Below are 14,396 nucleotides of genomic sequence, written 5' to 3'. Positions count from 1 at the left end.
CTGGAGTTCGGGGGTGGATGGGATCAGTCCTCGGCGGCGGCACGTCGTGCAGCGGCGTTCTGGCGGTCGAGCTGCGCGCCCTTGGCGAAGCAGAACACCCACAGTGCCAGGAACACCACGCCCACCGCGAACATGAACGGCTCGATGAAACCGGTCGCGAGGATGGCTGCCTGGAGCAGCCACCCGAACCATACACCGGCACGACTGCCGGTCAGACGCGACGCCAGCGCGAGCACGACGATGGCGGCGAGACCGCCACCGAAGGCCAGTCCGGGCGGCAGCGTGTGCTTGCCGAACACGACGAGCATCGGGAAGAAGAACATGATCGCCTCGAGCACGAGCGTGATGGAGAGCAGGCTCTCCTGGGCTCCGCGGTCGCGTCGCGGTCGCCGTGTGCGCGGCTGCCGACCCGGTCGGGAGGCTCCCCCTGCGTCCGTCACTTCGACCCCCCTTCCCGGTGGACCAGGTCCATCACGGCACCAACCATGACGATGGATCCGGCGACGAGCACCATGGCGTCGTCGGCGTCGTCCTCGTCCGCCAAGTCGCGGGCCTCCTGCAGGGCCTGCGCGAGCACGGGCTCGACGACGACGCGGTCACCGCCGACCTCGTCCACCACGATCCGCGCGAAGGCGTCGGCGTCGAGCGCACGCTCCCCCGGCGGCTGCGTCACGACGAACGTCTGCACGGTGTCGCGGAGCGCCCGGACGAACCCGCGGGCGTCCTTGTCGGCGAGGATGCCGACCACGCCGACGACGTGCCCGGAGGGGAACGCGATCGGCAGCGCTTCGGCCAGGGCCTTCGCGCCGTGCGGGTTGTGTGCGGCGTCGACCACGACGGTCGGTCCCTGGGCGATCGGCTGCAGACGGCCGGGGCTGGTGGCGCCGGCGAGGCCCTCGCTGAGGACGTCCTGGTCGAGCGGCTGCGACCCCCGCCCGATGAACGACTCGACCGCGGCGATGGCGACCGCGGCGTTGTGGGCCTGGTGTGCGCCGAACAGCGGCAGGAACAGGTCGTCGTAGCGGCCGGCGATGCCCTGCACGGTGATGAGCTGGCCACCGACGGCCGGCGTGACGTCCAGCACGCTGAATCCCTGCGAGCTCGGCCTGTCCGCCGCTTCGCGACGGTCAGGTACCGGCTCGAAGGGGCCCACCGTGCCCTCGACCGCCAGGGACGACTCGGTGAGCTCGGCGGCCCGCTCGAGTTCGGCGAGCGCCTCGGGCACCTGCGCACTCGACACGACCGCCGAGGACGGCTTGATGATCCCGGACTTCGTGCGGGCGATCTCGGCGACCGTGGTGCCGAGCTGCTTGGCGTGGTCGATGGCGATCGGGGTGAAGACCTGCACCTGGCTCTGGACGACGTTGGTGGAGTCCCACTCGCCGCCCATGCCGACCTCGATCACGGCGACGTCGACGGGCGCCTCGGCGAAGCACGCCAGGGCGAGCACCGTCAGGGCCTCGAAGAACGTCAGCGGGAGCTCGCCCTTGGCGGTGAGCTCGGCGTCGGTCATCTCGAGGATCGGGGTGATGTCGTCCCAGTTCTCGACGAGACGGTCGGCCGCGATGGGTTCGCCGTCGATGACGATGCGCTCCCGGATGGAGACCAGGTGCGGGCTCGTCATGAGTCCGGTGCGCAGCCCGTGCGCGCGGATGATGCTCTCGGCCATCCGGGCGGTCGAGGTCTTGCCGTTCGTGCCGGTGACGTGGACGACCGGGTAGGCCAGGTGCGGGTCGCCGAGGAGCTCGACGGCACGCCGGGTCGCGGTCAGCCGGTGCTCGGGCGACTGCTCGCCGATCCTGGCGTAGAGGGCGGCCTCGACGCGCTTGACGTCCTCGTCGTCCCCGCCGAACGGCACGGACTCGGCCGGGCTGGTGTCGCCGGACGGACCGACGGGGATCTCGATCCCGTCGGCGTCGTAGCGGATCTCGTCGTCGTGACCGTCGTCGTGCTGGTCGTGGTTGCTGTCGCTCATGCGCGTGCCACCTCCACGGACACCTTGGCACCGTCACCGACGACGGTGCCCTCGCCGTCGGCGAACGTGGTCTCCACCACGTCGATGGTCGTTGCGAGGGTCTCCCCCGCGATGAGGTCCTGGTGGGTCCGGACGGCGTCCGCGGCCACCGTGTCGGCGCCGAGCGTCAGGACGATGCGGTCGCTGACGTCGAGGTCGGCGTCACGACGGGCCTGCTGCACGGCGCGGACGACGTCGCGGGCGAGCCCCTCGGACTCGAGCTCGGACGTGGTCACGGTGTCGAGCACCACGAACCCGCCGCCGTCGAGGAACGCGACCGCGGTGGCGGCGTCGGCGACGGTGAGGTCGAGCGTGTACTCGCCCTCGACGAGGTCGATGCCACCGACGGTGACGCCGGCGTCCGTCGCCACCCAGTCCCCCTTCTTGGCGGCGGGGATGACCTGCTGCACGGCCTTGCCGATGCGGGGGCCGGCGGCGCGGGCGTTGACGGTGAGCTTGCGCTCGATGCCGTACTGCGCCAGGGACTCCTCGGCCTGGGCCTCGAGCACGACCCGCTTGACGTTGAGCTCGTCACGGAGGATGTCCGTGAACGGCTCGACGGCGTCGCTGTCCGGCAGCACGAGCGTCAGCGTGGCGAGCGGCAGGCGCACGCGCTTGCCCGTCGCCTTGCGGAGCGCGAGGCCCTTCGACGCGACGTCGCGCACGCGGTCCATCGCCGTGACGAGGGCGTCGTCGGCGGGGAACTCGGCGGCATCCGGCCAGTCGGTGAGGTGCACGCTGCGACCGCCGGTCAGGCCCTTCCAGATCTCCTCCGACACCAGGGGCGCCAGCGGGGCCGCGACCCGGGCGAGGGTCTCGAGCACGGTGAAGAGCGTGTCGAAGGCGTCCTTCGCCGAGGACGACGACTCAGCCCCGAGCCAGAACTTGTCGCGCGAACGACGGACGTACCAGTTCGTCAGCACGTCGGCGAAGTCACGGATGGCCTGCGCCGCGAGCGGGGTGTCGAGCGCGTCGAGGTGCGTCGTGACGTCGGTGACGAGCACGCGGGTCTTCGCGAGCAGGTACCGGTCGAGGACGTCGGTCGAGTCCGTGCGGCGCGAGGCCTGGTACCCGGACTCGCCGGAGGCGTTCGAGTACAGCGTGAAGAAGTAGTACGTCGACCAGAACGGCAGCAGGAACTCGCGGACGCCCTGGCGGATGCCCTCTTCGGTGACGACGAGGTTGCCGCCGCGGATCACCGACGAGGACATCAGGAACCAGCGCATCGCGTCGGCGCCGTCGCGGTCGAAGACCTCGGAGACGTCGGGGTAGTTGCGGAGCGACTTCGACATCTTCTGGCCGTCGGACCCGAGGACGATGCCGTGGCTGATGACGTTCGTGAACGCGGGCCGGTCGAACAGCGCGGTGGAGAGCGCGTGCATGACGTAGAACCAGCCGCGGGTCTGCCCGATGTACTCGACGATGAAGTCGGCGGGGCTGTGGCTGTCGAACCACTCGCGGTTCTCGAACGGGTAGTGCACCTGGGCGTACGGCATCGACCCGGAGTCGAACCAGACGTCGAACACGTCGGTGATCCGGCGCATGGTCGAGTTCCCCGTGGGGTCGTCCGGGTTCGGGCGGGTCAGGTCGTCGATGAACGGGCGGTGCAGGTCGACGTTGCCCTCGGCGTCCACCGGCAGGCGGCCGAAGTCACGCTCGATGTCCGCCAGCGAGCCGTAGACGTCCTGCCGCGGATACGCCGGGTCGTCGGACACCCACACCGGGATCGGCGTGCCGAAGTAGCGGTTGCGGGAGACCGACCAGTCGATGGCGTTGCCGACCCACTTGCCGAACTGGCCGTCCTTGACGTTGTCCGGCACCCAGGTGATGTCCTGGTTCAGCTCGCCCATCCGGTCACGGATCTCGGTGACGCGGACGAACCACGACGAGACGGCCTTGTAGATGAGGGGCTTGCGGCAGCGCCAGCAGTGCGGGTAGCTGTGCTCGTAGGACGCCTGGCGGAGGAGCCGTCCGGCGTCGCGCACGGCCTTGGTCAGCGGCTTGTTCGCGTCCGACCACAGCATGCCTGCGACCTCGCCGAACTGCGACGTGAAGACGCCGCCCTCGTCGAGGGAGAGCACCACGGGGATGCCGGCGGCGGCACAGACCTCCTGGTCGTCGGCGCCGTACGCCGGGGCCTGGTGCACGATGCCCGTGCCCTCACCCGTCTCGACGTAGTCCGCGACCAGGATCTTCCAGCCGTTCTCCATGCCCTCGGTGTCGGCGAGGAAGTCGAACAGGCGCTCGTACTCGACGCCGTCGAGCTCACTGCCCTGCAGCTCGCGGGTGACGGCCGCGACCGCGGCCTCGGCCGTCTCGTAGCCGAGGTCCTTCGCGTAGGCGGCCACGGTGTCGGACGCCAGCAGGTACGAGACCGCACCGGCGTCACCACCGTCAGCGGAGCCTCCCGGCCCGGCCGGCAGCACCACGTACGCGACCGCCGGCCCGACGGCCAGCGCGGCGTTCGTCGGGAGCGTCCACGGGGTCGTCGTCCAGGCGAGTGCCCGCACGCCGTCCAGACCGAGCTCGGAAGCGCGCGTCCCCTGCAGTGGGAAGGACACCGTCACGGACTGGTCCTGGCGCATCTGGTAGACGTCGTCGTCCATGCGCAGTTCGTGGTTCGACAGCGGGGTCTGGTCGTTCCAGCAGTACGGCAGGACCCGGAAGCCCTCGTACGCCAGGCCCTTGTCCCAGAGCTGCTTCCACGCCCACAGGACGCTCTCCATGTAGGTGACGTCGAGGGTCTTGTAGTCGTCCTCGAAGTCGACCCAGCGCGCCTGGCGGGTGACGTACTGCTGCCACTCGTCGGTGTACTGCAGCACCGACTTCCGCGCCGCGGCGTTGAAGACGTCGACGCCCATGGTGTCGATCTCGTGCTTCTCGGTGATGCCGAGCTGGCGCATGGCCTCGAGCTCGGCGGGGAGCCCGTGCGTGTCCCAGCCGAAGCGACGGTGTACCTGCTTGCCACGCATGGTCTGGTAGCGCGGGAAGACGTCCTTGGCGTAGCCGGTCAGCAGGTGCCCGTAGTGCGGCAGGCCGTTCGCGAAGGGCGGGCCGTCGTAGAAGACCCACTCGTCGCAGCCGGTGCGGGCCTCGATCGACGCGCGGAAGGTGTCGTCGCCCTTCCAGAAGGCGAGGATCCCCTGCTCGACGGCGGGGAAGGAGGGCGACGGGGTGACGCCGTCGGTGTTCGAGGTGAGCGGGTAACGCACGGGGGCTCCTGTGGGTTCGGTTCGTCTCCACGAGGACGGGGCCCGAGGGCTCCGCGGTACCACCTCGCTTGCCGCTCCGGTGGAACCGGGACGGCCGCTCGTCGTCGGGGATGGTGACGGTCCCGAACCCGCCCGGTTCTACTGACGACCCGTCGAGACGGTCCGCGTTCTTCCGGAAGGCTCCCCGGTGATGGCCGGATCGATGCCTGTGGAACACGACTTTACCGGACGGGAGCATGCTTGAGTGATGCCGTCGTCTGAACAGCAGCAGGACCGTCCCGAGTCCATGCTGACCGTCATCATCGCCTTCGGGGCGAACCTGCTCGTGGCCATCGCGAAGTCGATCGCCGCGCTCGTCTCCGGGTCGGCGTCGATGGTGGCCGAGGCGGCACACTCGTGGGCGGACACCGGCAACGAGGTCTTCCTGCTCATCGCCGAGCGGCGGGGAGCGAAGAAGCGGGACGCGGCCCACCCGCTCGGGTACGGGCGCGAGACCTACATCTGGTCGATGTTCGCCGCGTTCGGCCTGTTCACCGCCGGCGCGATCGTGTCGATCTACCACGGCATCTCGGAGCTCGGGGAGACCGGGCCGGCCGAGGACGTCGTGCTCAACTACGTCGTGCTCGGGCTGTCGTTCTGCCTCGAGGGCACGAGCTTCCTGCAGGCGTACCGCCAGGCGCACGGAGCGGCGACGAAGCGGAAGGTGCCGGTGCTGCGCCACGTGCTGCAGTCCTCGAACCCGACGCTGCGTGCCGTCTTCGCCGAGGACGCCGCGGCCCTCGTGGGCCTGGTCATCGCGTTCCTCGGGGTGTTCCTGCACCAGGTCACCGGCCTGGCGGTGTTCGACGCCATCGGCTCGATCGCGGTCGGCCTGCTGCTCGGCGTCGTGGCGATCGTGCTCATCGACCGCAACCGCCGGTTCCTGCTCGGCGAGAGCACCTCCCCCGAGCTCGAGAACGCGGTGCTCGTCGAGCTGCTCGCACGGAAGCAGGTGGAGCGCGTGACCTACCTGCACCTGGAGTTCGTCGGGCCGTCCCGCGTGTACCTGGTGGCGGCGGTCGACCTCACCGGGAACGAGGACGAGTCCCACGTGGCCGTCCGGCTGCGGGACGTCGAGAAGTCACTCGAGGAAAGCCAGTACATCGAGGAGGCGGTCCTCACCCTGAGCTACCCGGACGACGTGGCGCTCGTGCCCACCGGCGACGCGATCCCCCAGACGGTCCGGGACGGCACCGTGGAGGACGTGGCCTCGGGTGGCGCGGGGACGCTGCGGGCCTGACGCGCCCCGCGCCCCGCGCTTGTGCGCCGGGGCCGGACGGGTGTCCGGGGGCCAGCGCGCGCAGGCCCCTTCAGCGCGCGTCGAGCCCCGCGACCACCGGGGTCAGCGCCGCCGCCACGTACTCGACGAGCGCGCGCCGGCCGACCCCGTCCGCGACCCACACCCCGAACGCCGCAGCGGCCGCCCCGAGCATCGCGCCCGACACCGTCTGCGGCCACAGCGCACCGGCCTGCTCCCCCGTCCGACGCCCCACGAACGCGGCGACCGCGGTGTGCTGGGCCATCACCCGGGCGGCCACGCTGGCGACGAGCTCGGCGCCGATGCCCATCACCTCGGCCTGGGCCACCGCCCACGGCACGCGCTCCGGGTTGTGGGCCCGGGCGGCGGCGAGCAGCGCGTCCTCGACCGCCCGGACGGCCGTGGGCTCGGTGGACGCGGCGAGGAGCTCCGGCAGCGCGGCGACGGCGGCGTCGAGCTCGAGCCACATCACGTCGGACTTGGCCGGGAAGTAGTTGAAGAACGTCGCGCGGCTCACCCCGGCCCTGGCGGCGATCTGGTCCACGGTCGTGCGGCCGTAGCCCTGTTCGAGGAACAGCTCCGCCGCCGCGTCGGCGAGCACCTCGGCGCTCGAGCGGCGTGGCCGTCCACCGCGGCGACTGCGTTCATCCATGCCGCCATTCAACCGCTAGACTCGGATCGCCATGATGTTGGACTCAGTACAGAAAGCTCGGATGCGCGCTGTCAGCGCCGTCGCGGGCGCCGCGACGATCCTGATCGCCCTGACGGCCTGCACCGGTTCGGGTGCGAGAACCACGAGCAGCACCCCGGTCGCCGGCGGCACGCTCACGTACGCCTCCGGGGACGCCGAGCCGACCTGCCTCGACCCGCACGTCGGCGGCAACTACCCGCAGGCGCTGCTCTCGACCCAGTACATCGAGGAGCTCGTCGGGCTGCGGGACGGCAAGCCCGTGCCGGCCCTCGCCACGAAGTGGACCACGAGCGACGACGGCACGACGCTGACGTTCACCCTCCGCGACGACGTCACGTTCACCGACGGCACCCCGTTCGACGCCGCCGCCGTGGTGCGCAACATCGAGCACGTGCAGGACCCGAAGACGGCGTCCAGCACGGGCTACCTCGCGTTGCAGTCCGTCAAGCAGGCGACCGCGACCGACGACCACACCGTCACGCTCGCGCTGAGCCGCCCGGACAGCGCCCTGCTCGAGTCCCTCTCGCAGCCGTGGGTCGGCATGGAGAGCCCGAAGGCACTCGAGCGGTCACAAGCGGCCAACTGCGAGTCGCCCGTCGGCACCGGCCCGTTCACGGTCACGAACTGGAAGCACGGCGACCGGGTCACGCTCGCGAAGAACGCGGACTACTGGGGGTCGACGAAGCCGCGGCTGTCCGGCATCACGTGGCGCTTCCTGCCCGACGCCACCTCGCGCTACGCCGCCCTGCAGGCCGGCCAGGTCGACGTCATCGACAACGCGCAGCCCGACCAGCTCAAGGCCGCGTCCGCGAAGGCCGCCATCCGCGACCTCGACGCCCCGCGCCCCGGTGCGTCGAACCGCCTCGAGCTGAACTCCGGGCACGGCGTGTTCCAGGACGAGGCCGTGCGCAAGGCCTTCATCGCCGGCGCCGAGGTCGACCCCGGCATCACCTCGCTGTTCCTCGGCACCGCCGAGCGCTCGTACTCGGTGCTCTCGAGCGTCGAGCCGTACGGGTACTCCGACCGGAAGCTGTTCCGGTACGACCCGTCGACGGCGAAGCAGCTCCTCGACGACGCCGGGTGGAAGGTCGGCAGCGACGGCATCCGCGAGAAGGACGGCAAGCAGCTCACGGTGACGTTCCCGGTCTCGACGAACCAGTCGGTCCCCGCTGAGCGCAGCCTGTTCCAGCAGATCCAGGCGTCCGAGGCCGAGGTCGGCATCAAGGTGCAGCTCGAGGAGCTCGACCTGTCCAGCTGGTACGCAGCCCTGGCGAAGAACCAGTACGACGTCGTCAGCGCCCCGTACACGAAGGTCGGCGCCGACGTGCTCCGCATCCTCTACGACAGCGCGAGCATCACCCCGGCACCGTCTGGCTACTTCGCGAACCTCGCCCAGCTCGACGACCCGGCCGTGGACGACCTGTTGCAGCGTGCGGCACGGACGTCCGACTCCGGCGAGCGCGGCACGCTCTACGAGGACGCGCAGGAGAAGATCCTGGCCAGCGGCACGGTCCTGCCGCTCTACGACCAGCAGAACCACTTCCTGTACCGCTCGGCCGTCCACGGCATCGAGACCACTGCGGTCTCCACCCCGTGGTTCGGCACCGCCTGGATCGACCGCTGACGCGGTGACGGACAGGAGGCTCCCCGCGCGTCCCACGGACGGGCGACGCTCCGGCTCCGCTGCGGTCGCAGGGCACTGGTCGCGGTGGGCGCTCCGCCGTGCGGCCGGCGGCATCGGGGTGCTGTGGGCGGTGGCGACGATCGTCTTCGTCGCCATCCGGCTCATCCCCGGTGACCCGGCGCTCGCGGTGCTCGGCGGGCCGGGCTCGCAGGCCTCGGCCGATGCCGTCGCCCAGGTGCGCCAGGACTACGGCTTCGACCGCCCGCTGCTCGTGCAGTACGCGGTGTTCCTCGGTCGTCTCGCGACCGGGCAGCTCGGGGACTCGTACGCGTTCCGCACGCCGGTCGCGACGCTCCTCGGGCAGCAGCTCCCGGTGACGCTGACCCTGGCGGTCGCCGGGCTCGTCGTCGCGTGGGCACTCGCGATCGTCGCCGCGTGGTGCTCCACGCAGCGCGGCCGGGTCGCCGCGGCCCTGACGAGCGCGATCTCGGTCACGGCGAGCGTCACGCCGCACTTCTGGCTCGGCAGCGTCCTGATCGTCGTCTTCGCGAGCGCCCTCGGCTGGGTGCCGGCGGTCAGCGACGGCAGCGTCCGCGGGTGGGTGCTCCCGGTGCTGACCGTGGCCGTGCCCGTCGCCGGGTACCTCGCCGAGACGGTCCGCGACGGCGTGGTCGACGCCCAGCGCTCGGCCTTCGCGCTCGCCGCCCGCGGCCGGGGCGAGACCCGCGCGGGCCTGTTCGGACGCCACCTGCTCCGGCACGCGGCGCTGCCGGGGATCGCCCTGTCCGCCTGGGCCTTCGGGTCCCTGGTGTCCGGCGCCGTGGTCGTGGAGTCGGTGTTCGCGCTCCCGGGCATCGGGCGTGCCCTCGTGACCGCCGTGACGCAGCGGGACATGCCCCTCGTGGCGGGCATCGCGCTCGTCTCCGCGGCGGCCTACGTCGTGGTGCTCGCGGTGGCCGACCTCGTCGAGCGGGCCGTCGACCCGCGTGGCCACGGGGCGGGCGCGCGGTGAGCGGGATCGCCGAGCCGAGCCTCCCGGCCGACACCGACGCAGACGCCGCCACCGTCCGCGGCCGGTCCGAGCGGTTCCGTGGGGGGACGCTCGGACCGGCCGGCACGGTGGCGGCCGGAGTGGTGGCGCTGGCGGTGCTCGCCGCCGTCTGGCCGGCGCTGCTCGGCGGGGCGCACCCGCTCGCGGTGCACCCGACGCAGGCACTCCAGGCACCGAGCTGGTCGAGTCCGTTCGGCACCGACGAGTCCGGGCGTGACGTCCTGGCGCGGGTCGTGGCCGGCACCCGCGCGAGCCTGCTCGTCGGGGTGGTCGCGACCCTGGTCGGCGGGGTCGTCGGGGTGGTGCTCGGCGTGGTGGCGGGCCTCGGCGGACGCGTCGTCGACGGCGTCGTCGGGCGGGTCACCGAAGTGGCGTTCGCGCTCCCACTGCTCCTCGTCGCGCTCGTCGTGATCGCCGTGACCGGGCCCGGTCCGGTGCCGGCGATGCTCGCGGTCGGGTTCGCCACCGCGCCCGGGTACGCACGCATCGTGCGGGGGCTCGTCCGGTCGGCACGGTCCTCGCAGGTGGTCGAGACCGCGGTGCTGCTCGGGCGCTCTCCCGGGCGGATCGTCGTCCGGCACGTGCTCCCCGCCGCGCTGTGGCCGGTCGTCGCCGTGGGCACGCTCGGCATCGGGCAGGCGGTCGTCTGGGCCTCGGCGCTGAGCTACCTCGGCGTCGGGACGCCTCCGCCGGCGCCGGAGTGGGGCGCGATGCTGGCCGACGGCCGCACGTACCTGCTGACCGCGCCGTGGATGAGCACCTTCCCCGGGCTGGCGATCGTCGTGCTCGCGACCGCCGTGACCGTGCTCGGCCGGGCACTCCGACGAACAGGAGCCTTGCGGTGAACGTCCTCGATGCCCACGGACTGTCCGTCACGATCGGCGGCGACACGCTGGTCCGCGACGTCGACCTGCACGTCGCGACCGGCGAGTGCGTCGCGCTCGTGGGGGCCTCCGGCTCCGGCAAGACCGTCACCGTCCGGGCCCTGCTCGGGCTCTCCGCGTCCGGCTCCGCCGTCCGTGCCGACCGGCTCGAGGTCGCCGGGCTCGACACCCGCGCGTTCACCGAGCGACGCTGGCGGACGGTCCGCGGATCACGTGTCGGCTACGTCGGCCAGGAGGCCCTCGGTGCGTTGGACCCGCTGCGTCCGGTCGGGCGCGAGGTCGCCGACACCCTGCGCCTGCACACCGAGATGAGCGCCAGGGAGCGCGTGGACGCCGTCCGCGCCGCGCTCGAGGGCGTCGGGCTCGACCCCGCGATCGCCTCCGACGGGCGGCTCGCCGGCACGCTCTCCGGCGGCATGCGGCAGCGGGCGCTCATCGCCGCGGCGACGATCGGTGCGCCGGCGCTCGTCGTCGCCGACGAACCGACCACGGCGCTGGACGCCGGGGTCGCCGTCCGGGTGATGGAACAGCTCCGTGCGGCACAGGAGCGGGGTGCCGGGCTGCTCGTCGTGACGCACGACCTGGGACTCGTCGCCGGGTGGGCCGACCGGGTCGTCGTGATGGACGGCGGGCGGGTCGTCGAGTCGGGGTCGGTCGACCGGGTCCTCCGCGCGCCGGAGCACCCGGTGACCAGGGCGCTGGTCGCTGCTGCGGGCGCCGGTGCTGCTGCCGGCGCTGCGGCGGGCGCCGGCGCTGGTCCTGCTGCCGGCGCTGGTACGCACGGTGCGCGGTCTGTCGGCCGGTGCGAGGGTGCACACTCCGTGCGGGGGTCCGACCCATGTACGGAGTGTGCACCCTCGCACGGTCCGGCTGCCGGCGCGGCCGTGCTCGTGGCGCAGGACCTGCGGAAGGCCTACGACCGCGTGGACGCCGTGGCCGGGGTGTCGTTCGCCCTGGACCGTGGACGGTCGCTCGGCGTCGTCGGGGCGTCGGGCTCGGGCAAGACGACCGTCGTCCGGATGCTCCTCGGCCTCGAGGACCCCGACACCGGCACCGTGACCCTCGACGGCGAGCCGTGGGCACCGCTCCCCGAACGCGAGCGACGCCCCCGACGCCGACGGGTCGCCGCCGTGGTGCAGGACCCGGGCGCGACGTTCGACGAACGCTGGAGCGTGGAGCGGGTGCTCGTCGACGCGCTGACGGACGGCGCTGCCCGACGTGCGACGGGCGACCTCGGCGACCGGGTGGACCGGGCGCTGCGGCAGGTCGAGCTCGACCCCGCGCTCCGCAGCCGTTCGCCCCTGACGCTCTCCGGCGGGCAGCGGCAGCGGCTGGCGATCGCCCGCGCGCTGGCGACCGACCCGGCGGTCCTCGTGCTCGACGAGCCCGTGACCGCACTCGACGCGACCGTGCAGGACGCGGTGCTGACGCTCCTGGAACGGCTGCGGGAGCGCACCGGCGTCGCGATGGTGTTCGTCTCGCACGACCTGCGGGCGGTTCGACGCATCGCGGACGACCTGCTGGTCATGCACGACGGGGCCGCGGTGGAGCACGGCCCCGCGCACGAGGTCTTCGCCCACCCGGCCCACCCCGTGACCGTCGCGCTGCTCGCCTCCGCGGAGCGGCTGGCGGCGGGCCCCGCCACGTAGCCGGCGCGCGGCCCGCGGCACGCCCCGCCGAGACTCGGCCAGGCGGACGCTCTGCGCAGTCCGGCGGCCGCAGCCTGTCCATCGGAGCGAGACTCGGCGCCGGACGCACCCACCGACGGACGGAGGCCCGACCCGCTCACGCAGGTCGGGCCTCCAGGCCGGTGGACGGACGGTCAGGACCCGGCGGTCGCGGTGTCCCTGTCCGCGGCGGGGCCGGAGCCGTCGGCGGAGATCACCGGGATCTCGCTCGTCGAGAACTCCTTCGCCCAGTCGGACTGCGCGAGGTCGGAGGTCGGGTCGTTGTAGTCGTCGATCACGCCGGCGACCTCGTCCTCGGAACCGACGGTCGGGCCGGAGCCCATGAGCGGCGAGGAGGCGGTCTCCTTCGTGAAGTACACCGCGACGAGCCCGATGACGGCGGCGAGCATCAGGTAGAAGGCGGGGATGTCCTCGGCCCAGCCGTAGCCGGCGTCCTTCGCGCCGTTGATGAGCGCGGCGGTCGCGAGCGGGGTGGTGCCACCGAAGAGCGACACCGACACGTTGAACGCGATCGCCAGGGCGCCGTACCGGATGATCGTCGGGAAGAGCGCCGGCAGCGTGGACGGCATCGTCGAGGTGAAGGTCACCAGGACCACGCCGAGGATGAGCAGGCCGGAGAAGACCCCGACGCCCGTGCCGGTCTGGACGAGCTTCAGCGCCGGCCAGGACAGCAGGATGAAGCCGATGCAGCCGGCGGCCAGCACCGGACGACGACCGAAGCGGTCCGACAGCCGGCCACCGAACGTGATGACGACCATCATGAGCAGCATCACGACGACGATCAGGATGAGCCCGAACGTGGCGTTCTGGCCGAGGTTCTGCTCGAGGTAGGTCGGCATGTACGACAGGAGCATGTAGTCGGTCACGTTGAAGACCAGGACCAGGCCGATGCAGATGACCAGCGAGCGCCAGTTCTCGGCGAAGAGCTTGAGGAACGGCGTCTTCTGCGACTCGCGCTCGGCCGCCTGCTCCTGCTGCTTCTGGAAGGCCGGGGTCTCCTCGAGCTTCAGGCGCAGGTAGAGCCCGATCAGGCCGAGCGGCCCGGCGATGATGAACGGGATGCGCCAGCCCCAGCTGAGCAGGGCGTCCTCGGACAGACCGAACTGCAGGCCGGTGACGATCGACGCACCGAGCACGTAGCCGGCGAGCGTGCCGAACTCGAGCCACGAGCCCATGAACCCGCGGCGCTTGTCGGGCGAGTACTCGGCGATGAACGTCGCGGCGCCGCCGTACTCACCACCGGTCGAGAAGCCCTGCACGAAGCGGGCCACGAGCAGCAGGATCGGCGCCCAGAAGCCGATCGTGTCGTACGACGGGATCAGGCCGATCATCAGCGTGCCGGCGGCCATCAGGATCATCGTCAGCGCGAGGACCTTCTGACGCCCGATCTTGTCGCCGATGGGGCCGAAGACGGCGCCACCGATCGGTCGGACGATGAACGCGGCCGCGAAGAACCCGAAGGTCGCGACGATGTTCGAGGCCGGGTCGCCCTGCGGCAGGAAGACCTGCGAGATCGTGACGGTGAGGTAGGCGAAGATGCCGAAGTCGAACCACTCCATCGCGTTGCCGAGCGCGGCGGCGGCCACGGCACGCTTGAGCAGGGACTCCTCGACGACGGTGACGTCGTCCTTCGTCAGGTCACGGCGAGTGCGCTTCGCAGCGCCCTTCGACCGCACGGGCCGATCGCCGTGCTGGTGGGATGCGGTGTTCGGTGCCACGTTCGTTCCTCCGGTGTGCTGTGCGTCCTTCGGGCGTCCGGCGGGACGGCAACGGTGCAGCACTTGCGAGCTCCGCGCTCGCCGGACAAACCCCGGAAGACTACCAGGCTCCTGCGTCTACCCGAAACGGCGGTGTGCTGGGCGCCCGTGACCGGGGCGTCGATGGCCGGTAGCATTGACCGACCCGCACGCCACGTGCGGGACACTCAGGCACCTC

The 14,396-nt window shown here is 72.0% G+C and carries 10 protein-coding genes; 5 read left to right on the top strand and 5 right to left on the bottom strand.

Translation table 11 applies throughout. The features are described 5' to 3' along the window. Positions 1-23 precede the first annotated feature (23 nt). The 3 genes from ITJ68_RS08175 to ileS are packed head-to-tail and all read right to left on the bottom strand — an operon-like array spanning position 24 to position 5,226. Positions 24-440, bottom strand: a complete 417-nt coding sequence (locus ITJ68_RS08175; RefSeq protein WP_194660728.1) for a DUF4233 domain-containing protein — start codon at positions 438-440, stop codon at positions 24-26. Next, on the bottom strand, positions 437-1,975 hold the full coding sequence (locus ITJ68_RS08170) for a bifunctional folylpolyglutamate synthase/dihydrofolate synthase (RefSeq protein ID WP_194660727.1): 1,539 nt from the start codon (positions 1,973-1,975) through the stop codon (positions 437-439). The genes ITJ68_RS08175 and ITJ68_RS08170 overlap by 4 nt, the downstream gene beginning before the upstream one ends. Continuing rightward, the gene (ileS, locus tag ITJ68_RS08165; protein WP_194660726.1) at positions 1,972-5,226 is read right to left on the bottom strand and encodes an isoleucine--tRNA ligase; all 3,255 of its coding nucleotides are present in this window, start codon (positions 5,224-5,226) and stop codon (positions 1,972-1,974) included. The genes ITJ68_RS08170 and ileS overlap by 4 nt, the downstream gene beginning before the upstream one ends. 247 nt (positions 5,227-5,473) lie before the next feature. Between ileS and ITJ68_RS08160 the strand changes: the two genes are divergently transcribed. Continuing rightward, positions 5,474-6,505 carry a cation diffusion facilitator family transporter gene (locus ITJ68_RS08160; RefSeq protein WP_194660725.1) on the top strand — a complete coding sequence of 344 codons (1,032 nt, stop codon included), beginning with the start codon at positions 5,474-5,476 and terminating at the stop codon, positions 6,503-6,505. 70 nt (positions 6,506-6,575) lie between these two features. Here the strand turns inward: ITJ68_RS08160 and ITJ68_RS08155 are convergent, their stop codons facing one another. Beyond that, positions 6,576-7,175, bottom strand: a complete 600-nt coding sequence (locus ITJ68_RS08155; protein ID WP_194660724.1) for a TetR family transcriptional regulator — start codon at positions 7,173-7,175, stop codon at positions 6,576-6,578. A 61-nt stretch (positions 7,176-7,236) separates the two neighbouring features. Between ITJ68_RS08155 and ITJ68_RS08150 the strand changes: the two genes are divergently transcribed. From ITJ68_RS08150 to ITJ68_RS08135, 4 genes are read left to right on the top strand one after another with little or no spacing between them, the layout of a single operon-like run. Then, the gene (locus ITJ68_RS08150; RefSeq protein ID WP_228504863.1) at positions 7,237-8,838 is read left to right on the top strand and encodes an ABC transporter substrate-binding protein; all 1,602 of its coding nucleotides are present in this window, start codon (positions 7,237-7,239) and stop codon (positions 8,836-8,838) included. A 4-nt stretch (positions 8,839-8,842) separates the two neighbouring features. After that, complete coding sequence (locus ITJ68_RS08145; protein WP_323743252.1) at positions 8,843-9,850, top strand: ABC transporter permease; 1,008 nt, start codon at positions 8,843-8,845, stop codon at positions 9,848-9,850. Next, complete coding sequence (locus ITJ68_RS19530; RefSeq protein ID WP_323743251.1) at positions 9,847-10,734, top strand: ABC transporter permease; 888 nt, start codon at positions 9,847-9,849, stop codon at positions 10,732-10,734. The genes ITJ68_RS08145 and ITJ68_RS19530 overlap by 4 nt, the downstream gene beginning before the upstream one ends. Beyond that, positions 10,731-12,422 (top strand): ATP-binding cassette domain-containing protein, encoded by a 1,692-nt coding sequence (locus tag ITJ68_RS08135; RefSeq protein ID WP_194660722.1) that lies wholly within the window; start codon positions 10,731-10,733, stop codon positions 12,420-12,422. The genes ITJ68_RS19530 and ITJ68_RS08135 overlap by 4 nt, the downstream gene beginning before the upstream one ends. A 173-nt stretch (positions 12,423-12,595) precedes the next feature. Here the strand turns inward: ITJ68_RS08135 and proP are convergent, their stop codons facing one another. Further along, positions 12,596-14,179, bottom strand: coding sequence for a glycine betaine/L-proline transporter ProP (gene proP / locus ITJ68_RS08130; protein ID WP_323743250.1), 1,584 nt, complete (start codon positions 14,177-14,179; stop codon positions 12,596-12,598). Positions 14,180-14,396: the final 217 nt, after the last annotated feature.

This window comes from Curtobacterium sp. VKM Ac-1395 (assembly GCF_015350975.1).
GTDB lineage: Bacteria > Actinomycetota > Actinomycetes > Actinomycetales > Microbacteriaceae > Curtobacterium.
The sequence above is the reverse complement of the archived record's forward strand: the minus strand, read 5'-3'. Positions and strand labels throughout refer to the sequence as shown.